This window comes from Pseudomonas sp. KT_2_4, assembly GCF_041410225.1.
Lineage (GTDB): Bacteria > Pseudomonadota > Gammaproteobacteria > Pseudomonadales > Pseudomonadaceae > Aquipseudomonas > Aquipseudomonas paracarnis.
In genome coordinates this window covers 292,699-316,537 of record NZ_CP166962.1, presented here as the reverse complement: position 1 = coordinate 316,537, position 23,839 = coordinate 292,699, and the positions used below count along the sequence as shown (strand labels likewise).

Here is a 23,839-nt window from a genome sequence, read left to right as displayed (position 1 = left end):
GATTGGGCTCTGTGCAGGGACAAGACAGTCGCAAGTTTTGGAGCGCGCCAGCGGTGGATGGTTTCATCCTGAACACAGAGGAATGCATAAACCCCTGGAACTCAATGAAAATCCCGGCTGCGCACCACCATTCCATCCAGCAGCGGCGTCAAATCGGTGAGGCGCCCCGCGATCAAATGCCGCACCTCACCCACCGCCTCCCAACGGCCGTCCACCTTGAGCAAACGCGAGCCCACCAGCGCCTGGCGCTGACGCTCGGCTAGGTCGCGCCAGACCACCACATTGAGGTTGCCGAACTCATCTTCCAGGGTGACAAAGGTTACGCCGCTCGCCGTGCCTGGGCGTTGGCGCCCTGTGACCAGCCCGGCGATGCTCACGTTGCGCCCATGTTCCACCGCCAGCAACTCCTGGGAACTGCGGCAGCGGCGCCGGCGTAACTCGGCGCGCAACAACGCCAGGGGATGGGGCCCCAGGGTGGTACCGAGGGTGGCGTAATCGGCGTGCAAATCTTCGCCTACCGTGGGCTCGGGCAATGCCACCCGCGTTTCATCGGGGCTCGGCAGGCCGGCAAACAAGCCCAGTTGCTGATGCACACCGGCTACGTCCCAGCGCGCCTGATGGCGGTTGCCGGCCAGGGCGCGCAAGGCCCCGGCATCCGCCAGCAGCGCCTGGGCACGCGTATCCAGGCCGGCGCGCGCGTCCAGGTCAGCGATGTCGTTGAACCGCCGCTGCTGCCTCGCCGCTTCGATACGCCGCCCGTCTTCCTCGCGAAACCCCGAGATCATGCGCAAGCCCAAGCGAATCGCCGGTTGCTGCCCGTCAATGGGCTCCAGGCTGCACTCCCAGTCACTGGCCTGCACATCCACCGGGCGGATCTGCAAGCGATGGCGCCGGGCGTCCTGCAGGATCTGGTCCGGGCTGTAGAAGCCCATGGGCCAGCTGTTGATCAGGGCGCAGGCGAAGGCCGCTGGCTCATGGCATTTGAGCCAGCAACTGGCATAGGTCAGCAAGGCGAAACTGGCGGCGTGGGACTCAGGGAAACCATAGCTGCCAAAGCCCTTGATCTGCTCGAAAATCTGCGCGGCAAAGGCTTCGGTGTAGCCGTTCTTCAGCATGCCGGTGCGCAGGCGTTGCTGATGCGGCTCCAGGCCACCGTGGCGTTTCCAGGCGGCCATGGAGCGGCGCAACTGGTCGGCCTCGCCGGGGCTGTAGTCGGCGGCGACCATGGCAATCTGCATCACCTGTTCCTGGAACAGCGGGATGCCCAGGGTGCGTTCCAGCACGGCTTTCAATTGCGGCGACGGATAGGTCGTGGGCTCTTCATTATTCCGTCGACGCAAGTACGGATGCACCATGCCGCCCTGGATCGGCCCAGGCCGTACGATGGCGACCTCGATCACCAGGTCATAAAACGTCTGCGGCTTGAGCCGGGGCAACATCGACATCTGTGCCCGCGACTCGATCTGGAATACACCGATGGTGTCGGCCTTGCTGATCATGGCGTAGGTGGCCGGGTCTTCTTTGGGAATCGTGGCCAGGCTCAAGTCCCGGTGGCGATGCCGGCGCAGCAAATCGAAACAGCGGCGGATCGCGCTGAGCATGCCCAGGGCGAGGATGTCCACCTTGAGCAAGCCGACGGCGTCGAGGTCGTCCTTGTCCCACTGGATAATGGTGCGCTCGGCCATGGCCGCATTTTCCACCGGCACCAGGGTGTCCAGCGGGTATTCGCTGATCACAAAGCCGCCAGGGTGCTGGGACAGGTGCCGCGGAAAACCGATCAGTTGCTGGGTCAACGTCAAGACACGCCGCAGCAGTGGGCTGTCCGGGTCGAAGCCGCTTTCACGCAGGCGCTCCAACGGCGGCGCCTCATCGCTCCAGCGCCCGCAGCAATCGGCCAAGGCGTTGATCTGGTCCGGCGGCAGCCCGAGGGCCTTGGCCACATCACGTACCGCGCCCGTGGCGTGGTAACTGCTGACCACCGCCGTCAAGGCTGCACGGGTGCGGCCATAGCGCTGGAACACGTATTGCAGCACCTCTTCGCGGCGTTCGTGCTCAAAATCCACGTCGATGTCCGGCGGCTCGTTGCGCTCCTTGGACAGGAAGCGCTCGAACAGCAGGTTGGTCAGGCTCGGGTTGATTTCGGTGATGCCCAAGGCAAAACACACCGCCGAGTTAGCCGCCGAACCACGGCCTTGGCACAAAATCGAACGGCTGCGGGCGAAACGCACGATGTCATGCACCGTAAGAAAATAGCTTTCGTAACCCAGCTCGCTGATCAGCTGCAGTTCACGATGGATTTGCTGCAAGGTCTTGTCGTCGATGCCTTCGGGCCAGCGCTGGGCGATGCCTTCTTCGGTGAGGGTGCGCAGCCAGGATTGGGCGTCATGCCCCGCGGGTACCAGCTCGCGTGGATAGTGATAGCGCAACTGGCCGAGGTCGAAGGTGCAGCGCCGCGCGATGGCGAGGGTTTCATCCAGTAAGGCCTGGGGATACAGCGCCGCCAGCGCATCGAGGCTACGCAGGTGGCGTTCGCCATTGGGGTGCAGGCGCGTGCCGGCTTCGGCCACCGGCACGTGGTGGCGGATGGCGGTCATGGTGTCTTGCAGGGCCCGGCGGCCCCGCGCATGCATATGCACATCGCCGCAGGCCACGGCAGGGATTTGCAGGCTGTGGGCCAGTTGCAAGCGCTGTTGCAGATGGCGCGCATCGTCCTGGCCGCAATGCAGATGCACCGCCAGCCACAGGCGCTGGTCGAAGGTGCGGCGCAGCCAGTCGAGGCTGGCCTGGGTGTCGCTGTCTTGCGCTACCCACAACGCCAAAAGACCGGGCAACGGTTGCTCGAAATCTTCCTGTAGCAGGCGATAGCGGCCCTTTTCAGCCCGCCGCCGGGCCAGGGTGATCAGCCGGCACAGGTGCTGGTAACCGCTCAGGCTCTCTACCAGCAGCACCAGTTTCGGGCCGTTTTCGATGTGCATTTCGCTGCCGATAATCAACGGCAAGTCTACGGCTTTGGCGGCTTGCCAAGCGCGCACGATGCCCGACAGCGTGCATTCATCGGTAATCGCCAGGGCGCTGTAGCCTTGGCGCTTGGCGCGCTCGAAAAGCTCCAGCGCACTGGAGGCGCCACGCTGGAAACTGAAATTGGACAGGCAGTGCAGCTCGGCGTAACTCATGCACCCTCCTACAGTAGGTGGCGGCCCAAGGGTTTTCATGCAAACCACCCTTGCAACCACAGCCCATCGCCTTGCCCCACCGTGCGATAGGCCCACCCCTGCTGGCCGGCGCGGGTCTGGACCAGGTAATAGTCGCGGCGCACATCGGCGCCATCCCACCAGCCGGATTCAATGCGCTCCGGGCCCATCAGGATCTGTACGCCGTGTTCGGCCAGCAAGGTCGGTTGCGGCAATAACCAGCCTGGGCGGCGGACCTTGTTCAAGCTCGGGCACGACTGGTGGTCGGTCGCGGCCTGCCAGGCGCATTCGGGGCGGTGGTCGGCCTGAAAACGCAGGCCCTGCACCGCCTCATCCCCCAGACGTGCACGCAGGCGTTCGCGCAACTGTTCCCACGGCAGAGTTTGTTGCGGGCGGTCGTCGAACAGGTCCTGGCGTTGCGGCACGAACACCGGCAAGTCCTCGGCCACCAGGCGCACCCCCCGCACCGGCGCGGTGACCTGTACCTGCTCCAGGCGCCCACGGGCCAGTTCGAACAACATCGAAGGCTCGCGCTCGGCACTGAGCAGGCCCACCTTGATCACGCTGTCGTGTGCCTGGGCGTGTTCCAGGTGCAGGTCAAAGCGCTGCACGCCACTGTCACGCCCGCACAGGAAAGCGGACAGATCGCCGGTCAAGCGCCGCAAGGGGAACAACAGCGCCTGGTGGGATTGCACGTCGAAATTCAACTCGATGCGTGCATCGAACTGGTCGGGCGGTTGATAGAACTCCAGGGCCAATGGCCGCTGCCCGCTCAGGGCGTCGAGGTGCTTGAGCAGGCTGGCGTCAAAGCGTCTCGCCAGGGTATGCCGTGGCAAGGCCTGCACCTGGGCCAGGCTGCGCAGGCCCATGCGCGACAAGGCGGTGGCGGCCTGGGGTTCAAGGCCCGCGCGGTCGATAGGCAACGATGCCAGGGCCTGCATCAGGGCGCGGTCATCGGCCACGGCCAGGCCGTCGTAGCCGTTTGCCAATATCCGCGCCGCCGCCGGGTTGGGCGCAGCGACGATGCGATGGCGAAAGCCAAGTTCGGTCAGCTCTTTGCGCAAACGCGCCTCGAGGTGCGGCCAGGGCCCGAACAGGCCCAGGCTCGATTCGATCTCGAACAACAAAGCCCGTGGGTAATACAGGCTGACCTGGGAGCTGAAACGATAGGCCCAGGCGGCCAGAAACTGCTGCAGGCGCTCGATCTCCAACGGGTCGTATTCGACACAGGCAAAGTGCTTGACCAGGGCATGGGCCGCCGTCAACGATTGCCCGGGACGCAGGCCCAAGGCGCGGGCGGCGGCGTTGACGGTTTGCAGTACACGCCGCTGCGGCGTGCCGGCCAGCAGCGCCAGCGGCTGCTCGGGTTCGGGGTGCACACGCTGTGCCCCGTCCAGCGCCAATTGCGGGAAGACAATACACACCCAACGCATGGCAACCTCAATGCCCCGCCAGGGCAATCGGCGCCGGATGGGCCAGCCCGCCACGGCACTTGAGCACCCGCACTTGCGCGGGCCTGGCCTCGACCGCCAAGCGCAGGGCGGCGGGCGAGGCATTGATCGCCTCGCTCAAGGAGCGCCAGGCAAACGCCAGGGTCTGCCCGGTTTCCGCCGCTACCTGCAAACGCCGCAAGGCACGATCATCGGCCTTGCGCGGCCAACACAACACCGCCCCGCAACTGCCCGAACGCAGGCATTGCTCCACCGCCCACAGCGCGTCACGCTCCTCGGCCCGGATGATGGACAACTGGCGCACATCCACCCCGGCGTTCTGCCACGCATGGGGATAGGGGGTATAGGGCGGCGCCACCAGCACAATGCGCTCGCCCAGGGCCGACAAGCGCGCCAGTGTGGGCAGCACCAGTTGCAACTCGCCCACCCCGTCCTGGGCCATCAGGATTTCACTCAAGGCCGATTCCGGCCAGCCGCCACTGGGCAGCACCGCATCCAGCGCCGCCAGCCCTGTGGGATGTACGCTGGCCGGTGGCGCGGCGGGCCGGCCCTTCCAGACTCGCCCGCCATTGAACAGCGAGTCCAGGGCAACCACGGCGCCCATCAGCCTTGCCTCACCAGGCCGCAGAACACGCCTTCGATGGCCAGGTCCTGCTCGGGCCCGACCACGATGGGTTGATACGCCGGGTTGCGCGGCAACAGGCGAACCCTGTCGCCGTGGCGCTCGAATCGCTTGATGGTGACGTCGCCGTCCAGGCGCGCCACCACAATCTGCCCGTTCAAGGCTTCGGCAGTGCGGCGTACGCCCACCAGGTCGCCATCGAGAATGCCATCTTCAATCATCGAATCGCCCTGCACTCGCAGCAGGTAGTCGGGGGTTTTGGCGAAGGTGGCGGGGTCCAGTTGCAAGCGGCTGTGCACCTCGGCATCGGCGCCAATCGGCCGACCGGCCGCCACACGGCCGAGCACCGGTACATCCAGCCACTCGGGACGCGCAGGTTGATTGAGCAAGCGAATGCCACGGGCCTGGTTGGGGTTGACCTCGATAAAGCCGGCTTCGGTCAGCGCCACCACATGCTTGCGGGCGACGCTGCGCGAGGCGAAGCCGAACGCCTCGGCGATCTCGGCGAGGCTGGGAGGCTGGCCTTGTTGCGCGATGCGCTCGCGAATGAAGGTCAGGATGGCGGTGCGGCGGGGAGTCAGGTTTGTCATGGAGTACATTTGTACTCCTGTGGGAAATTTCTGACAATAACCGTCAGTCGGGGCTGGGTGTTACACCTGTGCGAGGGGACTTGCCTCCGTGACGGCCTGACAGTCGACGCCCGCCTACCTGACACCCCATGATTCAACTGTGGGAGCTGGCTTGCCTGCGATAGCGGCCTGACAGTCAACACAGTTGGACCGTGTACATATCCATTCCTGCGGTAACGGCCACTTAGGGTTCCGCTTTTACAGCGGCTCACTTTTGAAAAGCGCAAAAGTAAGCAAAACGCTCTTGCCCCACCACTCGGCACCTCGCCTAGGCTCGGTGTGCCCGTAATCCGCCAGTGATTTGGGGGGCCGCCGCCACGCGCCATCCATGGCGCGGGGCGGCTAAACCGGCATCCCTGCCGGTTTACCCCCCAAATCCCTGTCGAATTCCGGCCAGCGTGGTTTAACGGGGCGCCTAAGATCAAAAGCAAATCAAGAGCAAGATCAAGAGCGGCTCGCTTCGCATCGTGGTTACCGTTGGCTGCTACAACCTCCAACGTTGTGTAGATCCCTCCCACCTCGGCCCGCGCTCATCAGCAGAGTTTCCAAGCGTCTCACCACCCCTCTTTCAACATCCGCAGCTCCAGATGCTGCAACAACATAATCGTCTTGCCATCCACAATCTCCCCGCTCTGCACCATCGCCAGTGCCTGCTCAAAGCCCAGCTCCAGCACCTCGATATCCTCGCCCTCTTCTTCCAGGCCACCGCCCGCCCCCACTCGGTCGCCTGGCTGGTATTCACCGATAAAAAAGTGAATCCGCTCGGTCACCGATCCCGGGCTCATGAACGCCGCGTAGATTTTCTCAACATGCCCCACGCGATAGCCGGTCTCTTCCTCGGCCTCCAGGCGGATGCGTTCTTCGGCGCTGGCGTTATCGAGCAAACCGGCCGCCGCTTCAATCAGGTAGCCGGGGTAATCGTTGACGAACGTGGGCATGCGGAACTGGCGAATCAGCAAGACTGTGCGCTGCTCACGGTTGTACAACAGGATGGTCGCACCGTTGCCCCGGTCATACACCTCGCGGGTCTGGGCTTGCCAACTGCCGTCGCGACGGCGCAGGTCGAAGCTGTATTTCTTCAGCAGGTACCAGTTGTCCGAGAGGGTTTCTTCGGCGGTGATGCGCACGGGGCTGTTGTTCATGTGTGGGCCTTTGCAGGTAGGGCAGGTTCAAGCCGTCCACCCTATCAACCCGCACGAGGATTGTTCAATGCTGTAACACTTTCATCCGTCACGGCCGTCGCATTAATGCCTACCCGCCCAGGCCATCTGGTAAAACCCGTGCTTCATCTTTGTTCTGGAACCTTCATGTCTTCTGCTTCTATGCCCCGCCGGGGCCTGCGCTGGTTTGTCTGGCTGTGCATGGCCGTGTTGATTGTCGGCCTGCCGGTCGGTTGCGCCGTGTTGCAACACAAGGAGCGCGAACTTGTGTTTCGCATCGAGCCGGGAACCGCCGGCTGGTACACCGGCCTGCCCAAGGCGGTGCAGGAATTCGAACTCAAGCCCGCCAGTTTCAAAGCAGGGCAGAACATTCATGGCTGGTGGTACCCGGCAGCCAACAAAGACGCGCCCGCCATCCTCTACCTGCACGGGGTACGCTGGAACCTCACGGGCCAATTGTTTCGCATCGAGCAATTGCATGCCCTGGGCTTTTCGGTCCTGGCCATCGACTATCGCGGCTTTGGCCAAAGCCAGGGCGACTTGCCCTCGGAAGCCACGGTGTACGAGGACGCTCGCATTGCCTGGGAGCGTTTCCAGACCCTGCAACCAGACCCCGGCAAGCGCCTGATCTACGGGCACTCCCTGGGTGGCGCGGTCGCCATCGACCTCGCTGCCGAGTTGGGCAAGCAGGTGCCATTGCCGGTGCGCGGGCTGGTGATCGAGTCCACGTTCACCTCCCTGGCGGATGTCGCCACGGCCGTTGCCAACACCTCATTGCCGGTGCGCTGGTTGCTGTCGCAGAAGTTCGATTCCATCGACAAGATTGCCGACATCCACATGCCGCTGCTGGTGGTCCACGGCCTCGACGACCACTACGTACCACCGCGCTTCAGCCAGCAGTTATTCGAAGCCGCCCAGCAACCCAAACACCTGTTGCTGGTGCCCGGTGCCAGCCATAACAACAGCATGAACCTCGCCGGACGCAGCTATGGGCAGGCGCTGGAAAACCTGATGCGCACGAAGATGCCTGCCCAGGTGGTGACACACTCCACAGGCCGCGATAACGCCTCGTAAATACGCTTTTCGACACTGGGTTCGCACTTGGCTGTCAAGCGCAAACCCTGGCCATGTTGGTCCGAAATACAAGTTGATCAAATAATGATCTTCGCTGAAATCGCCAACGCTGCCGGGCCTTCGCAAAGTTATCCACAGAGATACCCACGGTTTTCGTGGACAACTCTTTTTATATTTTTACGTTTTTTTTGCTCAAGCCGTGCTTCCAGGAAAGGTACCGGGCAACAGGATTTCGCGATTTACTTCGCGTATATCCTTATAGCCACAGAGCGCCATCGACACATCCAGTTCGCGGGCGATGATATCAAGCGCCTTGGTCACCCCCGCCTCGCCCATCGCCCCCAACCCATACAAGTGCGGGCGGCCAATCATGGTGCCCTTGGCGCCCAGCGCCATGGCCTTGAGCACGTCCTGGCCGGAACGAATACCCCCGTCGAGCCACACTTCAATGCGGTTGCCCACGGCCTCGACAATCGCCGGCAATTGGCTGATGCTCGACGGCGCGCCATCAAGCTGCCGGCCACCGTGGTTACTCACCACCAACGCATCGGCACCGCAATCGGCCGCCAAGCGCGCATCCTCCACATCGAGAATGCCCTTGATTATTAGCTTGCCGCCCCAGCACCGCTTGATCCACGCCACATCGTCCCAGCTCAGGCGCGGGTCAAATTGCTGGGCGGTCCACGACGACAGCGAACTCATGTCGGCCACCCCCTTCACATGCCCGACGATATTGCCGAAACCACGCCGCTGGGTACCCAGCATGCCCATCACCCAGCGCGGCTTGGTCATCATGTTGAGAATGTTCGGCAGGGTCAGCTTGGGCGGCGCGGACAAACCATTGATCAAGTCCTTGTGGCGCTGCCCCAGAATCTGCAAATCCAGGGTCAGCACCAATGCATCCACCCCGGCCGCCTTGGCGCGCTCGATCAACTGCTCGATAAAACTGCGGTCGCGCATCACATACAACTGAAACCAGAACGGCTGGCCGACATGCTCGGCAATGTCTTCCAGCGAACAGATACTCATGGTCGACAAGGTGTAGCGCAGCCCGAACGCAGCAGCGGCACGGGCAGTGAGGATTTCGCCATCGGCATGCTGCATGCCCGCCAGGCCAGTCGGCGCCAGCGCCACGGGCATGGCCATGTCCTGGCCAATCATACTGGCGCGGATCGAACGCTCGTCGATATTGCGCGCCACCCGTTGACGGAACTTGATACGCGCAAAATCAGTTTCGTTGGCGCGGTAGGTGCTCTCAGTCCAAGAGCCGGAATCGGCGTAGTCGTAGAACATGCGGGGGACACGTTTTTGCGCCAGCTTGCGTAAGTCTTCGATGGTTGTGATCAACGGCATCGGGTCACCTCTCCCTGAACTGAACACAGAGAGTAACCGGCAGGAGCGTGGGCAACCAGCCGTTGCGTTTAGATGGACTGACGATTAATCTCGCACAAACCCGCAATAAAGCGCACAAACATGCATAACACTCATCAAGCTATCGACCTGCCTTCCCTGCGCAAACAAAAGATCTTGTTGCTGCTGGAACGCGACGGCAAGGTCACCGCATCTGAGTTGGTCGAGCATTTCGCCGTGTCCCAGGACACCATCCGCCGCGACCTTGGCGAACTCGCTGCCGCCGGCCTGTTGCAACGCGTACACGGCGGCGCCCTGCCCCGGCCCAAGGACACCGGCAAGGATTTCTTTACCCGTGTCGGCGAGACCAACGAGGTCAAGCGCCACCTCGCCCGCGTGGCGGCGGAGCGGGTTGAAGACGGCCAGATCGTGCTGTTCGATTCTGGCTCCACCACCTTGCAGATCGCGCAGTGCTTGCCCCATGCACTGCACCTGACCGTGGTCACGCCATCCCCCATGATCGCCATCGCCCTGGCCGACCATCCGCATATAAAAGTGATCCTGGCCGGCGGCCAACTCAACCCCGCTACGCTCTCCACCGGCGGCCATGAAGCGGTGCGCCTGATCCAGAGCGTCAAGGCCGACCTGTTGTTCACCGGAGTGTGCGCATTGCACCCGCAAGTGGGCATCACCTCGCTGCATTTTGGTGAAGTGGCCGTCAAGCAAGCCTTGCTCGACAGCGCGTCCCACGTCATCGCCGTGACCACCTCAGACAAACTCGGCGCGGTGGAACCCTTTGTGGTGGCGCCATGCAGCCGTATTCATACGCTGATTACCGAGTGGGATGCACCGGATGTGCAGGCATATGAACAGTTGGGGTTGCAGGTGCAGCGGGTGGACGTGCAGTGATACAAACCACGATGCGAAGCGAGCCGCTCTTGATCTTGATCTGCTTTTGATCTGCTTTTGATCTTGATCTTAGGCGCCCCGTTAAACCACGCTGGCCGGAATTCGACAGGGATTTGGGGGGTAAACCGGCAGGGATGCCGGTTTAGCCGCCCCGCGCCATGGATGGCGCGGGGCGGCGGCCCCCCCAAATCACTGGCGGATTACGGGCACACCGAGCCTGGGCGAGGTGCCGAGTGGTGGGGCAAGAGCGTTTTGCTTACTTTTGCGCTTTTCAAAAGTGAGCCGCTGTAAAAGCGGAACCCTAAGTGGCCGTTACCGCAGGAATGGATATGTACTCGGTATAACTGTATCGACTGTCAGGCCGCTATCGCAGGCAAGCCAGCTCCCACAGTTGGATTGCGGGGGTGTCTGGTAGGTAAATGTCGGCTGTCAGGCCGTCATCGCAGGCAAGCCAGCTCCCACATTGGGTTCGCCGGGGGGTCAGGTGGATAAGCGTCGGCTGGCAGAGCGTCAGGCAGCGCTGCGGATCTTGTGCAAAGCGTCTGCCACCCATTGACCAAAAGCATCCACCGGCCCTTGCAGGTTGCCGAGAAAATGCGGATAGATCAGCCACAAATCCATCACCGGCTTGAAGTCCTTGAGGGGCATCGCCGCCAACTGCTCGCGATGAGCACTGCGTTCCAGCAACGGACGTGGCACTAGGCCAAGGCCGAGGCCGTCGGCCACCAGGCCCAGTTGCAGTTCAGTGCCAAAGGTTTCCAGGTTTACCCGCAGCGCCAGGCCCTGGTCAGACAAGGTGCGCTGCAACCCCGCACGGAACCCGCAGCCGTCCGGGTTGAGGATCCAACCGCTCTGGTACACGTCCGCCAGCTTGCAAGGCTTCTTCGGCAATTGCGCCTTGGCACAGACCACCACCAACTCCATCTTGCCGATGGACTCACCGACCAGGTTGTCCGGAAAGATCTTGCCCGCGGGGAACAACGCCACCGCCGCATCCAGTTCGCCGCGTTCGATCTTGCCGACCAATTGGCTGCCCCAGCCGGTGGCAACCTGGGCGCGCAAGTCGGCGTATTCGCTGCGCAGATGCTTGAGTGCGTCCAGCAGCACCACATCGCCGATGGTCTGCGGTACGCCCAGGCGCAGCACGCCGGTGGGCGGTGCATCGGTGGCCACCAGTTCGCGCAGGGCATCCATCTCGCGCAGGATCAACCGGCATTGCTCATAGACACGGGTACCGATCAGCGTTGGCTTGAGGGGCTTGGTGTTGCGGTCGAACAGTTCCACTCCCAGAGCCTGCTCGAAGTTCTGCACGCGGCGGGTGATGGCTGGCTGGGTCAGCTGCAACGACGCGGCGGCATGGCTGATGGACTGGCAACGAATCACTTCGACAAAGGCATCGATATCGTCAATTTTCATTTGGGCTGCACATACAGATCAGTCATTAAGATGTGCGTGAAGCATAGTGGCCGCACACAGGTCTGGATAGCCCAGCCAGTGATCAATAACGTCTAACCCTATTCAAACCGGTTCTAAATTACCTCCGGCTATAAGCTAATCATTAAAAAATAGCATATTAAAAACAAACATTATGCTTAGATAAAAACACACCAACAGCCCGATGGAATGGTCATGACCCAGGCCCGACACCCCGAGAGACTCAGAGCCTTCATAGGCGCCCTGGCGGAATTGATCGACGGCAACCCGCGTGAAGGCGACCTGCTGCACCGTGGCGGCAAGTTGCTGGCGCAATTGGTCAGCCACGATGATTGGCTACCCGACGAATTCGCCCAGCCCGACCCCGAGCGCTACCAGCAATTCTTGCTACATGCCGATTCGCGCCAGCGATTCAGCGTGGTCAGCTTTGTGTGGGGGCCAGGGCAACGCACGCCGATTCATGACCACCGGGTGTGGGGGCTGATCGGTATGTTGCGCGGCGCGGAGGTTTCCCAGGGGTTTGCCCGGGCACCGGGCGGCAGCCTGGTAGCGCTAGGCGAACCCGTGCAATTGCTGCCGGGCCAGGTCGAGGCGGTGTCGCCCAAAGTCGGCGATATCCATCAGGTCAGCAATGCCCACGGCGACCAAGTGTCCATCAGCATCCACGTATACGGCGCCAATATCGGCGCGGTGCGCCGGGCGGTGTATCAACCCGACGGCAGCGAGAAACTGTTTATCTCCGGTTATTCCAACGCCTATCTCCCGAACATCTGGGACCTGTCCAAAGAAAAGAGCCCTGCCCTATGACCACCCTATCGACCCGCAGCTTTGCGCAGATTCGCCAGGCCCTGTTGGCACGCGAAGAAGTCGCGCTGATCGACGTACGCGAAGAAGCCCCCTTTGCCGAGGCCCACCCTCTGTTCGCCGCGAATATCCCTTTGTCCAAGCTTGAACTGGAGGTGTACGCGCGCATTCCACGCCGCGATACCCAGGTCACCCTGTACGACAACGGCGAAGGGCTGGCCCAGCGCGCCGCCGAACACCTGGTTGCACTGGGCTACACCCAGGTCAGCCTGCTGGAGGATGGGCTGGACGGTTGGCGTCGGGCCGGTGGCGAGCTGTTTATCGACGTCAATGTACCCAGCAAGGCGTTTGGCGAGCTGGTGGAGAACCAGCGTCACACGCCGTCCCTGGCCGCCGAAGAGGTCCAGGCCCTGCTCGACAGCCAGGCCGATGTGGTGGTGCTCGATGCGCGCCGTTTCGACGAATACCAGACCATGAGCATCCCCACCGGCATCAGTGTGCCGGGGGCCGAGTTGGTGTTGCGCGCCCGTGAGCTGGCGCCCGATCCAGCCACGCGCATCATCGTCAATTGCGCCGGGCGCACCCGCAGCATTATCGGCACCCAGTCGTTGATCAACGCCGGCCTCCCCAACCCGGTGGCAGCCCTGCGCAACGGCACCATCGGCTGGACCTTGGCCGGGCAGACCCTCGCCCATGGCCAGGCGCGCCGCTTTGCGCCGACCTCGGAAAACCATCGCCAGCTCGCCGCCCAAAAGGCACGTGGTGTTGCCGATAAAGCCGGGGTCAAGCGTGCGACGCTCAATGACCTGCACCGCTGGCAACAGGACGCGACCCGCACCACCTACCTGTTCGATGTGCGCACCGTAGAAGAATTCGAAGCCGGCCACCTGCCGGGCGCCCGCGCCACCCCGGGCGGGCAACTGGTGCAGGAAACCGATCACGTCGCCAGTGTGCGCGGTGCGCGCCTGGTACTGGTGGACGACGACGGCGTGCGCGCCAATATGTCCGCGTCATGGCTGGCCCAGTTGGGCTGGCAGGTCTCCGTGCTGGACGACCTGCAAGCCACGCACTTCAGCGAACGCGGTGCATGGGTCGCACCCGTGCCGCCACCGCTCCAGGCCGAACTGATCAGCCCCCACACCCTTGCCGACTGGCTCAGCCATGGCGACACGCAGGTGCTGGACTTCACGGCCAGCGCCAACTACGTGAAACGTCATATCCCCGGCGCCTGGTGGGTGCTGCGCGCGCAACTGCCCGAGGCCCTGAGCAAGGTACCGAGCGCCCAGCGCTATGTGTTGACCTGCGGCAGCAGCCAACTGGCGCGCCTGGCCGTGCCGGAAGTCGAGGCCCTCACCGGCAAGCCGGTCTTTTTGCTGCAGGACGGCACGGCCGGCTGGATCCAAGCGCAACTGCCCCTTGAGTCAGGCGAAAGCCACCTGGCGTCCCCGCGTATCGACCGCTACCGCCGCCCTTACGAAGGCACCGACAACCCTCGGGAAGCCATGCAGGCTTACCTGGATTGGGAGTTCGGCCTCGTGGAACAACTGGCCCGCGACGGCACCCATGGCTTCTACGTGATCTGATTCACCGCTGCATCGTTTCGCCCAACCGACCCCTTCTCCAGGCGGAGGTATCTCCCTTTACCCAACGCCTGGAGTTTTTCCCATGCTGTATGCCCTCCCATTCAAACGCCTGTTGTGGGGCGCCGCCCTGGCCTTCGGCCTGCTTTCCACCGTCCAGGCTGGCGACCTGCAACCGCTGCGCGTGGCCAACCAGAAATCCACGATCAAGGCGCTGCTGGAAGCCTCGGGCGAAAGCCAGAACGTGCCTTACGAGATCAAATGGTCGGAATTCCCCTCGGCCTCGCCCCTGGGCGAAGCGCTGAATGCCGGTGCTGTGGATGTCGGCGCCCTGGGCGATGCCCCTTATGTGTTCGCCCTCGGCGCCGGTGCCTCGATCAAGGTGATCAGCATCATCCATGCCGAAGGCCGTAACACCACGGCGCTGCTGGTGCCCAAGGATTCACCGATCAAGACCGCGGCCGACCTCAAGGGCAAGAAGATCGTCACCGGGCGCGGCTCCATCGGGCACTACCTGGCGATCAAGGCCCTGAACGATGCGGGGCTGACCACCCAGGATGTGCAGTTCATCTTCCTGCTGCCCGCCGAGTCCCGGTTGGTACTCGACAACGGCACCGCCGATGCCTGGGCGACGTGGGACCCTTACACCACCGTGGTCACCTCACAGAGCAATGCTCGCGTGCTGGTGAGCGGCAAGCACCTGCTGAGCAATCATCTGTACTTCGCCGCTACCGGCCAGGCCATTGCCGACAAACGTGTGCAACTGGACGACTTTGTCGCCCGCATTGATCGCGCCTACGCCTGGGCCAATACCCATCCCGAGCAATACGCCGCTGCCCAAGCCAAGATCACTGGCCTGCCACTGGCCGTGCATATCGAAGTGGCCAAGGACACCCATCTTTCCCCGGTCACGATTGACGATACGGTGATCCATGGCCTGCAAGCCACCGCCGACACCTATGTAAAAGAAGGCCTGCTGAGCAAACACATCGACGTCTCCCAGGGCTTCGATTCCAGCTTCAACGCCAAGCGTATCCCCCTCGAACAAGCCTCGCGCTAAGGAGCAGAACATGAGCAAGCCACGTCAATTGAAACTCGGTGCCATGGTGCACGGTGTCGGCCACGGTTGGGGCGAATGGCGCCACCCGCAGGCACAACCCGACGCCAGCACCAATTTCGGCTTCTACAAGCAGCAGACCGCACTGGCCGAAGCCGCCCGGTTCGACTTCGTGTTCATCGCCGACAGCCTGCATATCCACCCCAAGTCCAGCCCCCATTACCTCAACCGTTTCGAGCCGCTGACGATCCTCTCGGCCTTGGCCGCGCTGACCACTCACATCGGCCTGGTCGCCACCGTGACCGTCAGCTACACCGAGCCTTACCAGGTAGCACGCCAGTTCGCCTCCCTGGACCACATCAGCGGCGGCCGCGCTGGCTGGAACGTAGTCACCTCGTGGCTGAGCGGCACCGCCGATAATTTCGGCAAGGCCGAACACCCGCCCCACGCCGTGCGTTACCGCATCGCCAAGGAGCATTTGAATGTGGTCAAGGGCCTATGGGATTCCTGGGAGGACGACGCCTTTGCCTATAACAAACACAGCGGCGAATTCTTCACCCCAGGCAAGTTGCATGCGCTTAACCACAAGGGCGAATTCTTCTCGGTCAAAGGCCCGCTGAACATCGCGCGTTCGCGCCAGGGCCAACCGGTGATTTTCCAGGCGGGCACTTCGCAGGATGGGCGTAACTTTGCCGCTGAAAACGCCGATGCGATTTTTGTGCACGTGGAAACTATCGACGAGGCCAAGGCCTACAGCGCCGATTTGAAACGCCGCGCCAAGGGCTTTGGCCGCGACCCGGACAGCCTGTCGATCCTGCCGGGCATCCGCCCGATTGTCGGGCGCGATGCCGCCGAAGTGGAAAGCCGCTACCAGCAAGCCGTGGCGCTGGTCACTGTGGAGGACGCCATCGTCGCCCTCGGCCGACCGTTCAACGACCATGATTTCAGCCAGTACCCGCTGGATGCGCCCTTTCCCGAACTGGGCGACCTGGGCGCCAACAGCCAGAAAGGTGGCTCCGAGCGTATCAAGCAACTGGCCCGTGACGAAGGCCTGACCCTGCGCGAAGTAGCCCTGCGTTTCTCACGGCCCCTGCGCGACTTTGTCGGCACCCCGCAACAGGTCGCGGATGCGATCCAAACCTGGTTCGAGAGCGGTGCCAGCGATGGTTTCATTATCAATTCGGTACTGCCGGATGGCTTGCAGTATTTCACTGAGTGGGTGGTGCCGGTGCTTCAACAGCGGGGGTTGTTTCGTACCGAGTACAGCGGCCGAACATTGCGCGACAACCTCGGCCTGGAAGTGCCAGCGAACCGCTACAGCGTGATCGAACCCCACGAGAAAGCGCTGGCCTGAACACATTCCACTGTGGGAGCGGGCTTGCCCGCGAAGGCGGTGTGTCAGTCACTGAATATTCAACTGAGCCACCGCTTTCGCAGGCAAGCCAGCTCCCACACTAGTCATGTATTGCCCACAAAATCAGCGCCTGGCACAGATTCCCTGTGGAAGCGAGCTTACCCGCGAAGGCGGTGTGTCAGTCACTGAATATTCAACTGAGCCACCGCTATCGCAGGCAAGCCAGCTCCCACATTGGTCATGTATTGCCCACAAAATCAGCGCCTGGCACAGATCCCCTGTGGGAGCGGGCTTGCCCGCGAAGGCGGTGTGTCAGTCACTGAATATTCAACTGAGCCACCGCTATCGCAGGCAGGCCAGCTCCCACATTGGTCATGTATTGCCCACAAAATCAGCGCCTGGCACAGATCCCCTGTGGAAGCGGGCTTGCCCGCGAAGGCGGTGTGTCAGTCACTGAATATTCAACTGAGCCACCGCTTTCGCAGGCAAGCCAGCTCCCACACTAGTCATGCATTGCCCACAAAAAATCAGCGCCCGGCACAAATCCCCTGTGGAAGCGGGCTTGCCCGCGAAGGCGGTGTGTCAGTCACTGAATATTCAACTGAGCCACCGCTATCGCAGGCAAGCCAGCTCCCACACTAGTCATGCATTGCCCACAAAAAATCAGCGCCCGGCACAGATCCCCTGTGGGAGCGGGCTTGCCCGCGAAGGCGGTGTGTCAGTCACTGAATATTCAACTGAGCCACCGCTATCGCAGGCAGGCCAGCTCCCACAGGTTTTGGGGAGGTGGCTGGAGAAGCTCATTTGATGCGGTAGTGGAAGGTGTTGCGCACTGCCGGTACGGCAACAGCCTTGCCATCGACGATTCTCGGCTGGTAGCGAAAAGTATTGGCCGCCGCCAATGAGGGCCGAATGAACAACGGGTGACAGCCGTCCAGCACCTTGGGGTTTTCCACGTGGCCCTGGGTGTTGACGGTGTACTCCACCGAACAGTCGCCTTCGATGTTCTTGTCCAAGGCGCGTTCGGGGTAGTCGGGGGCGGCCTTGCTCAAGGGTTGGTACTGGCGGCTGTCGAATGCAGGGGTAGGCACAGGCACGGCGGCTCGGGCTTTTTCCGAAGCGGCACGCGCCTGACTCAGACGCTGCTGTTCCAACGCCTGATTGCGCTGCTCGGTCGCCATGCGCTGCTGTTGTTGCTCGAGTTTCTTTTCTTCCACCCGCTTGCGCGCCAGCGCGGCTTTCTCGAGCTTTTGCGCCTGGACCTGCGGATCGACCGTCGGTTTGGTTGGTACCGGGATGGCAACAGGTTCTGGCAGTGCGACAGCGACGGGTTCAGGTGTCGGCGCAGGCGCCGGCGCGGGTAAAACCACCCACTGCGTGTGCATCACCCGTGGCGCTGGCCCCCCCCGGTCGCTCCGTTGACCAGCCCAGCATCAACGCCACTGCCACCGCACCATGCAGCGCCACGGCCAGGCTCGCTGCCAGGCTTTTACGCCAGAAACCATCGCTGTCAGGCGCCAAGGCCAGTGCCGGACTGTGCATGATCATCACCGTCATTGTGGGGCCTCTGTCACCAGCCCAAGATTGCTGATGCCGCCCTTCTGCAGCACCGCCATGGCCGCCACCACACGGCCATAACCGGCATTGTCATCAGCGCGGATATACACCTGGGTATCGCTGCGCGCCGCCACCACCTGTATGACCTTGGCGCTCATTTCTTCCAGGGTCACCGCGCTGTCGGTCTGCTGGCGGGTATCCAGTTCGCCCCCCAGGTTCCAGTAGTAGCCACCGTCCGCCTTCACCGATAACGTCAGGATCTGCTGGCGCGTATCGGTGGCCAGTGCCTCGGCGGCGACCTTGGGCAGTTCGATCTTCACGCCCTGGGTGAGCATGGGCGCGGTGACCATGAAAATCACCAGCAGCACCAGCATCACGTCGATGTAGGGCACCACATTCATCTCGGCCTTGGGCCCGTGCTTGCGTTGCGGCCTGATCAACATCGCTTTGCTCCTTGTTCAGGCGGCCACGGCCAGGTTGTTCGAGGTACCGCGCAGTGTGCGGTGCAGGTGCACTTGCAGCTCATTGCCAAAAGCGTAGTAGCGCGTGAGCAAGGTCTGGCTGCGTGCCGCAAAGCGGTTATAGGCGACCACTGCCGGAATCGCCGCAAACAGGCCAATGGCCGTGGCAATCAAGGCTTCTGCAATACCCGGTGCCACGGTCGATAGGGTGGCCTGTTGCACCTGGGACAAGCCGAGGAACGAATTCATGATGCCCCACACGGTCCCGAACAGGCCGATGTAGGGGCTGACCGACCCCACCGTGGCCAGAAACTGCAAGCCCTTTTCCAGCTCCAGCTCCTGCTCGGTGATCGCTACCTGCAAGGCGCGCTCCACACCCTCGAGCACTGCCGGATCGTGGTGGTGCAAGTGCTGGTATTCCTGCATGCCGGCAATAAAGATCGGCGCCACACCGCCCTCGCCCGCCTGCACGGTTTCGCGATACAAGGGTTGCAGGTCCGACGCCACGCGAAAGCGCGCCAGGAAGCCGTCAAGCTGGCGTTCCAGACCACGCAGCACACTGCTGCGCTGAATGATCAGGTACCAACTGAGCAAGGACGCCAGCAGCAAAGTGACCATCACAGCCTTGACCAACAGGCTGGCGTCGCTGATCAAGCTCCAGATCGTCATATGTTCCATCGTCGCGTGCATGGTGAAGCTCCTATTCGATTAAAAACGGATGACTGCGTGATGACAGCTCAGGGTAATTTCAACGCACGGCTCACCTCGGCCCAGGGCACGAACTTGAAGTTCTGGGCTTGCTCGGGCATGCGCTTGCGCCCGTCCTGCACCACCAGCATGCCCTGGCTCCATGGCCCGCCGAGGTTGACGGCAGTGACCTCCAGGCCATCGGTTTCCGAGGCGCCATCAATGCCGGCGGCTGCATTGAGGCCAACGCGCAAGGCGCCGCGCACAGCGAATGGCGGCTCGGCGTCCAGCACCAGGTAGCTGTCATTGCCTTGGCTGGAGACCACCAGGTAATCCCGTGCGGGGCTTTGATACAGCGCCAGGCCTTCGACATCCGCATGCAGTTGCGGGCCGACGTTGATCACCGAAGTGAGCATGGCCGGTTGCTCGGCACGGGCATCCATCGCCCACACGCCGACATCTTCCTCACCGATGAACAAGCGTTGGCGCTGGTCATCGGCCACACAGCCCTCGGGTTGGCTGTCGACCTTGAACTGACGCACCAACTCGCCCTGCACACGGCCAGCCGGTGCACTCAGGCGGTATTGCAGGAAGGTGCCATCCTTGTCATTGGCAAATGCGTAGAGTTCACCGCTGGCGGGCTGGTACAGGCAGATGCCGTAGATGTCCTTGAGTGGCGTGGAGACCTCACCGGCTTCACGCAGCTCGCCGCTCTGACGGTCGATGCTGAACAGGCTCAAGCTGTTGCGGTCGCGGTTACTCGCCACGGCCAAGTCGACGGTGTGCGTACCCAGTTTGAAGCCTGGGCGTAGGTCGACATTGTTCAGGCGCCCCACTGCCAGTTCCTGCAGCAGCTTGCCGTCGAGATCGTAGGCCAGCAGGCCCTGTTTCTTGTTGGTCCCCAGCACACGGCTTTTGGCCGGTGTTTCCGGGTGAATCCAGATGGCCGGGTCATCCGCCGCGTCGCCCTGGCGACCCACGGGTTCGGTCTGGCGCAGTGCAGCGACTTGGGCAAGTATCGGCGCAACCGGCACCGGCGTGGCTTGCCAGTCGAGACGGCCCTGATAGAGCTGGCCGCTGTTGTCGTCCCGCACCAGCACCTGCCGGCCCTGTATCGCCAGTTGCTCCGGTTCTTTGAGGCCCGGCAAGGCCAGGCTGGATTGCCCGACCCAACGCTCCCCGACTTGCTGGAACAGGTGCAACTGCGCGGTTTTCGGGTCCAGCGCGAGCATCCCGCCCGGCACCAGCGCCATGACGCCGGCTTCGCGCTGGGGATCGTCGAACAGCGCCACGGGCGTGCGCTTCACCTCGGCTTCCGGGTGCGCCGGGTAGGCCCACCAGCCGACGTTTTGCTCATTCACCACCAATCGCTCGGTCGCATCGTCCACTTGGCAGTATTGCGCCGATGGCGGCAGTGGCAGGCTGCGAACACGCTGCGCCTGGGCCAACAGGGTCGCACCATTGCCCACCAGCCACTGTTCGCCCTTGCCCTCTTCACCGACCAGAAACACAAACAGGTTGGCCGTCGCATCGCGATAGAGGCACAGGCTGTTTACCGCAAAGTCGAGGGGCGGCAGGTACAGCGGCGTACCCCAGGTTTTGCCGGCGCCATCGAGGCCGATCAGCAAGGCCTGCTGGCGGTCGTTGTCGAGGCTGGCGATCAGCGATTGAGTGCCGGCAGTGCGTGTGTCGAGGCTGCTGAAACGGCCTTTGAAGCGGGCCAGTTCGACGCCGTTATCGTCGAGCAGCAGCAGGCCGTCGCGGGCACTGGCCGCTACGCGCTGGGTGCCGCCGGGCAGGAAGGCAACGGCTTGGGCGTTAAGGCTCGGTGCCCACGGGGTCAACGGTAGGTCAGTGGCGAACGCATTGGCGCTGCTAACCAGTACGACCAGCAGGCACAGCTTGGAAATTCTCATGAACAGACAAATCCTTCAGGATGCACGCGTTATCGTTAGAAATGGGTGAATGTCAGGCCCAGCTTGTAGGTGGGGCCGTACTCTTCGTACTGGCCGTTGTAGCTGCGGTGGCCGGTGTAGACGAAGTACGACTCATCGGTGAGGTTCTGTGCCTCGAAGCTGACCTGCAGGTTCTTGGTCAGCGAGTAGCGCGCGCTGAAATCAACGAAGGTTTGCGCGTCGACGTGCAGGTCATGGGCCTTGTCGTTGATCGACGCCAACTCGTACAGGTAGGCCGATTTGTAATTGGCCGAGAGACGCAGGCTGAGGGTGTCGTCTTCCCAACCGAGCATCAGGTTGCCGACCGTGTCCGATTGGTTGGGCAGGCTGATGTTGCGCTTGCGATTGCGCCCGCTGGCACTGTCGAAGCCCTCGATGTCCGCGCTGGAACGGCTGAAGGTGCTGTTGGCGCCGATCATCAAGCCGTTCCACGGCGCAGGCAGCCAGTCGAACTTCTGTGAGTAGGCCAACTCCAGGCCATAGAGTTTGGCGCTGTCGCCGTTGGCAAAGGTGTGCGCCTCGGCGAAGTTGGCCCAGGCCCCGGTACCGGCGACATCGGTGTTGTAGACGAAGTTCTGGATGTCTTTGTAGAACACGAATGCCGACACGGTACCGGCACGGCCTATGAAATGTTCGATGCCCAGGTCCAGGTTGCTCGACTCCAGAGGCTTGAGGTCCGGGTTGCCGAAGGTGGCTTCGTCATCGTCGATCACAAAACCTGGGGCCAGTTGGCCAAAGGTCGGACGCACCACCGATTTGGTCCAGGCGGCGCGCACTTGGGTGTTCTTGTCAATCTGGTAGCGCGCATGCAAGCCCGGCAGACAATGGTGATAACGGCGCTTGGTCTCGGTGGCGCTGAACTGGCCGTCCGTGGCGCCGGTGCCCTTGGCTTCGAATTCAGTCCCCTCGTAACGCATGCCGGCAATGAAGCGCCAGTCGTCAATATCGACGGTGTTCATCAGGTAGCCGGCGTTGATGTCTTCGCGGATGGTGAAGTCGTTGACCGTGGATTCGGTGGGGTCATAGAAGTCATCGCGATTGAGGCCGCCGATCAACTGGCGGATATTGCTCGCGCTGATGCCTGGGCCAAAGCGGCCGAGACGGTAGTCGACGCTGCCCTTCTGGAACTGCGTGAGGTTGAGTTGTTCATCGCTCAAGCCCTGTTCATCCAGGTCCTTGTAGACCCAGGCCTCCAAGTCATTGTCCTTGTGGCGTCGGCTGACCTTGCCGCCGAACTTGAACTGGGATGCGTAACCGCGCAGGTCGTAGTCGCGCGCCAGGTCCAGGCGCAGGTTTTTCTCGGTGTCCTGGGTGTGCTGTTTTTCCCAGTCGACTTTGTCGAGGCTGAAATTGGCAGGGTCGTAGAAACCGCTACCAACGATGGGCCGCGGCTTGGCCTTGTCGTAAAAGCCGCTGTGGGCAAAATCACCGCCATCGAAGGTCGCACCGGCAATATGCCCCGGGCTGTCTTCGCTGGAACGGCTGTAACCGGCCTGGCCGCTCAAGGTCCACAGGCCGAGCAGGCGTTCACCGCCCAATACGTAGGACTGGATTTGCTGGGTTTCCTCGCGGTTCTTGAGCTTGCGTTTGCCCTCGGCTTCGCCCAATTCACCGGGCGCTTGCGGGTCAGCGAACTCGAGGCTGGCGGCGTTGCGGGTTTCGGTGTCCTTGTAGCGGCTGTAGAGGGTGCGCAGATAGTAGCTGCTCAGGTCATCGGGCTTGTAATCAAAGTTAAGGCCACCACCGGCGCGTTCACGGCTGATGTCGTAGTCGCGCTGCTCGAATTCGTTGAGCCGGGCGCCGTTGGTGAAGTCCCAGGCGCCGCCAGTTTCGACGTTGTCCGAGCCGAAATCACGCTTCTGCCAACTGAGCGCCGCGGCCACGCCAAAGTTGTCGATACCGTCGCCGAGGCTGAACCGGTTACTGGCGGCGCCAGAGAATTTCGGGCTGGTCTGGTGCGTGTTCTTGTCATAACTGGCCTCGGTGCTGCCGGTGTAGAACAGGCCCTTGTGGTCGAACGCCGAGAGGCTCTTCACATCGACAGTGCCGCCGAGGGAGTTGGCGTCCATGTCCGGTGTGAGCGTCTTGATCACCGACAGCGACTGCACCAATTCCGAGGGCAGAACATCGAGGGCCACGGCGCGGCGTTCGCTCTCGGGGGATGGCACCAGGGTGCCGTTGATGGTCACGCTGTTGAGGTCCGGGCCCAGGCCGCGCACGCTGACAAAGCGGCCTTCGCCCTGGTCACGTTCAACGCTGATGCCCGGCAAGCGCTGCACCGCCTCGGCAACATTCTCATCCGGCAACTGGGCGACGCCGTCGGCATGCACCACGCTTTTGATACTGTCGGAAGAGCGTTGCTCCTTGAGGGCGCTGTCGATCGCAGCGGCTTGGCCGACCACATCGACATGCTCGGTGGCCGCTTCGGCGGCGTTGAGCCGCTCGCAGGCTATCGCCAGAGCCAAGGCGGTAAGCGTAAAGCTGACGAGCCCGGTGCGCTTGTACATGAAACCCTCCCCAAGAATCCGTTGGCGCCAGGCAAGGGGCCCGGCAACTGGGAGGGC

Annotated in this window: 17 protein-coding genes and 1 pseudogene; 6 read left to right on the top strand and 12 right to left on the bottom strand. The window is 62.5% G+C overall.

The window, feature by feature from the left end; genetic code table 11:
- Positions 1–101: 101 nt before the first annotated feature.
- From AB9N64_RS01485 to AB9N64_RS01465, 5 genes are all read right to left on the bottom strand, one after another.
- Positions 102–3,173: an error-prone DNA polymerase gene (locus AB9N64_RS01485; protein WP_038449907.1), complete on the bottom strand. Its 3,072-nt coding sequence runs from the start codon at positions 3,171–3,173 to the stop codon at positions 102–104.
- Positions 3,174–3,208: 35 nt separating this feature from the next.
- A complete protein-coding gene (locus tag AB9N64_RS01480) occupies positions 3,209–4,624 on the bottom strand; it encodes a DNA polymerase Y family protein (RefSeq protein WP_371359903.1) in 1,416 nt (471 codons plus the stop codon).
- 7 nt (positions 4,625–4,631) lie between these two features.
- Positions 4,632–5,246 carry a translesion DNA synthesis-associated protein ImuA gene (imuA, locus tag AB9N64_RS01475; RefSeq protein WP_003191873.1) on the bottom strand — a complete coding sequence of 205 codons (615 nt, stop codon included), beginning with the start codon at positions 5,244–5,246 and terminating at the stop codon, positions 4,632–4,634.
- Entirely contained in the window at positions 5,246–5,863 is a 618-nt protein-coding gene (gene lexA / locus AB9N64_RS01470; protein WP_020301598.1) for a transcriptional repressor LexA, read from the bottom strand. Before lexA ends, imuA begins: the two co-directional genes overlap by 1 nt.
- A gap of 584 nt (positions 5,864–6,447) precedes the next feature.
- Complete coding sequence (locus AB9N64_RS01465; protein ID WP_034125680.1) at positions 6,448–7,035, bottom strand: NUDIX domain-containing protein; 588 nt, start codon at positions 7,033–7,035, stop codon at positions 6,448–6,450.
- Positions 7,036–7,200: 165 nt separating this feature from the next.
- Between AB9N64_RS01465 and AB9N64_RS01460 the strand changes: the two genes are divergently transcribed.
- The gene (locus tag AB9N64_RS01460) at positions 7,201–8,127 is read left to right on the top strand and encodes an alpha/beta hydrolase (RefSeq protein ID WP_133633946.1); all 927 of its coding nucleotides are present in this window, start codon (positions 7,201–7,203) and stop codon (positions 8,125–8,127) included.
- A gap of 192 nt (positions 8,128–8,319) precedes the next feature.
- Here the strand turns inward: AB9N64_RS01460 and AB9N64_RS01455 are convergent, their stop codons facing one another.
- Positions 8,320–9,480 (bottom strand): alpha-hydroxy acid oxidase, encoded by a 1,161-nt coding sequence (locus tag AB9N64_RS01455; protein WP_014718172.1) that lies wholly within the window; start codon positions 9,478–9,480, stop codon positions 8,320–8,322.
- A 120-nt stretch (positions 9,481–9,600) separates the two neighbouring features.
- Here AB9N64_RS01455 and AB9N64_RS01450 point away from each other — a divergent pair, with 120 nt between their 5' ends.
- On the top strand, positions 9,601–10,386 hold the full coding sequence (locus tag AB9N64_RS01450) for a DeoR/GlpR family DNA-binding transcription regulator (protein ID WP_038449901.1): 786 nt from the start codon (positions 9,601–9,603) through the stop codon (positions 10,384–10,386).
- Positions 10,387–10,896: 510 nt separating this feature from the next.
- Here AB9N64_RS01450 and AB9N64_RS01445 read toward each other — a convergent pair.
- On the bottom strand, positions 10,897–11,802 hold the full coding sequence (locus AB9N64_RS01445; RefSeq protein WP_003191880.1) for a LysR family transcriptional regulator: 906 nt from the start codon (positions 11,800–11,802) through the stop codon (positions 10,897–10,899).
- Between the two features lie 213 nt (positions 11,803–12,015).
- On the opposite strand from AB9N64_RS01445, the gene AB9N64_RS01440 reads away from it, so the two are divergent.
- The 4 genes from AB9N64_RS01440 to AB9N64_RS01425 all read left to right on the top strand — a co-directional run bounded on the left by AB9N64_RS01440 (position 12,016) and on the right by AB9N64_RS01425 (position 16,615).
- Positions 12,016–12,627, top strand: a complete 612-nt coding sequence (locus AB9N64_RS01440) for a cysteine dioxygenase (RefSeq protein WP_038449899.1) — start codon at positions 12,016–12,018, stop codon at positions 12,625–12,627.
- The gene (locus AB9N64_RS01435; protein WP_371359902.1) at positions 12,624–14,207 is read left to right on the top strand and encodes a rhodanese-related sulfurtransferase; all 1,584 of its coding nucleotides are present in this window, start codon (positions 12,624–12,626) and stop codon (positions 14,205–14,207) included. Before AB9N64_RS01440 ends, AB9N64_RS01435 begins: the two co-directional genes overlap by 4 nt.
- Before the next feature lie 82 nt (positions 14,208–14,289).
- The gene (locus AB9N64_RS01430) at positions 14,290–15,264 is read left to right on the top strand and encodes an ABC transporter substrate-binding protein (RefSeq protein WP_014718168.1); all 975 of its coding nucleotides are present in this window, start codon (positions 14,290–14,292) and stop codon (positions 15,262–15,264) included.
- A 10-nt stretch (positions 15,265–15,274) separates the two neighbouring features.
- Positions 15,275–16,615, top strand: a complete 1,341-nt coding sequence (locus AB9N64_RS01425; RefSeq protein WP_060767288.1) for an LLM class flavin-dependent oxidoreductase — start codon at positions 15,275–15,277, stop codon at positions 16,613–16,615.
- Positions 16,616–17,415: 800 nt separating this feature from the next.
- On the opposite strand, the pseudogene AB9N64_RS01420 reads toward AB9N64_RS01425, so the two are convergent.
- The 5 genes and pseudogenes from AB9N64_RS01420 to AB9N64_RS01400 all read right to left on the bottom strand — a co-directional run bounded on the left by AB9N64_RS01420 (position 17,416) and on the right by AB9N64_RS01400 (position 23,782).
- A pseudogene (locus tag AB9N64_RS01420) lies at positions 17,416–18,172 on the bottom strand (TonB family protein).
- Positions 18,169–18,615 (bottom strand): protein TolR, encoded by a 447-nt coding sequence (tolR, locus tag AB9N64_RS01415; protein WP_038449895.1) that lies wholly within the window; start codon positions 18,613–18,615, stop codon positions 18,169–18,171. The pseudogene AB9N64_RS01420 and the gene tolR overlap by 4 nt, the downstream one beginning before the upstream one ends.
- Positions 18,616–18,630: 15 nt before the next feature.
- The gene (gene tolQ, locus AB9N64_RS01410; RefSeq protein WP_014718164.1) at positions 18,631–19,323 is read right to left on the bottom strand and encodes a protein TolQ; all 693 of its coding nucleotides are present in this window, start codon (positions 19,321–19,323) and stop codon (positions 18,631–18,633) included.
- 47 nt (positions 19,324–19,370) lie between these two features.
- Positions 19,371–21,236, bottom strand: a complete 1,866-nt coding sequence (locus tag AB9N64_RS01405) for a phytase (protein WP_371359901.1) — start codon at positions 21,234–21,236, stop codon at positions 19,371–19,373.
- A 35-nt stretch (positions 21,237–21,271) separates the two neighbouring features.
- A complete protein-coding gene (locus tag AB9N64_RS01400; protein ID WP_371359900.1) occupies positions 21,272–23,782 on the bottom strand; it encodes a TonB-dependent receptor in 2,511 nt (836 codons plus the stop codon).
- Positions 23,783–23,839: the final 57 nt, after the last annotated feature.

Excerpts from the sequence above, each read along its gene's own strand:
- AB9N64_RS01485 (WP_038449907.1), bottom strand. The coding sequence starts at position 3,173 with ATGAGTTACGCCGAGCTGCACTGCCTGTCCAATTTCAGTTTCCAGCGT.
- AB9N64_RS01480 (WP_371359903.1), bottom strand. The coding sequence starts at position 4,624 with ATGCGTTGGGTGTGTATTGTCTTCCCGCAATTGGCGCTGGACGGGGCA.
- imuA (WP_003191873.1), bottom strand. The coding sequence starts at position 5,246 with ATGGGCGCCGTGGTTGCCCTGGACTCGCTGTTCAATGGCGGGCGAGTC.
- lexA (WP_020301598.1), bottom strand. The coding sequence starts at position 5,863 with ATGTACTCCATGACAAACCTGACTCCCCGCCGCACCGCCATCCTGACC.
- AB9N64_RS01465 (WP_034125680.1), bottom strand. The coding sequence starts at position 7,035 with ATGAACAACAGCCCCGTGCGCATCACCGCCGAAGAAACCCTCTCGGAC.
- AB9N64_RS01460 (WP_133633946.1), top strand. The coding sequence starts at position 7,201 with ATGTCTTCTGCTTCTATGCCCCGCCGGGGCCTGCGCTGGTTTGTCTGG.
- AB9N64_RS01455 (WP_014718172.1), bottom strand. The coding sequence starts at position 9,480 with ATGCCGTTGATCACAACCATCGAAGACTTACGCAAGCTGGCGCAAAAA.
- AB9N64_RS01450 (WP_038449901.1), top strand. The coding sequence starts at position 9,601 with ATGCATAACACTCATCAAGCTATCGACCTGCCTTCCCTGCGCAAACAA.
- AB9N64_RS01445 (WP_003191880.1), bottom strand. The coding sequence starts at position 11,802 with ATGAAAATTGACGATATCGATGCCTTTGTCGAAGTGATTCGTTGCCAG.
- AB9N64_RS01440 (WP_038449899.1), top strand. The coding sequence starts at position 12,016 with ATGACCCAGGCCCGACACCCCGAGAGACTCAGAGCCTTCATAGGCGCC.
- AB9N64_RS01435 (WP_371359902.1), top strand. The coding sequence starts at position 12,624 with ATGACCACCCTATCGACCCGCAGCTTTGCGCAGATTCGCCAGGCCCTG.
- AB9N64_RS01430 (WP_014718168.1), top strand. The coding sequence starts at position 14,290 with ATGCTGTATGCCCTCCCATTCAAACGCCTGTTGTGGGGCGCCGCCCTG.
- AB9N64_RS01425 (WP_060767288.1), top strand. The coding sequence starts at position 15,275 with ATGAGCAAGCCACGTCAATTGAAACTCGGTGCCATGGTGCACGGTGTC.
- tolR (WP_038449895.1), bottom strand. The coding sequence starts at position 18,615 with ATGTTGATCAGGCCGCAACGCAAGCACGGGCCCAAGGCCGAGATGAAT.
- tolQ (WP_014718164.1), bottom strand. The coding sequence starts at position 19,323 with ATGCACGCGACGATGGAACATATGACGATCTGGAGCTTGATCAGCGAC.
- AB9N64_RS01405 (WP_371359901.1), bottom strand. The coding sequence starts at position 21,236 with ATGAGAATTTCCAAGCTGTGCCTGCTGGTCGTACTGGTTAGCAGCGCC.
- AB9N64_RS01400 (WP_371359900.1), bottom strand. The coding sequence starts at position 23,782 with ATGTACAAGCGCACCGGGCTCGTCAGCTTTACGCTTACCGCCTTGGCT.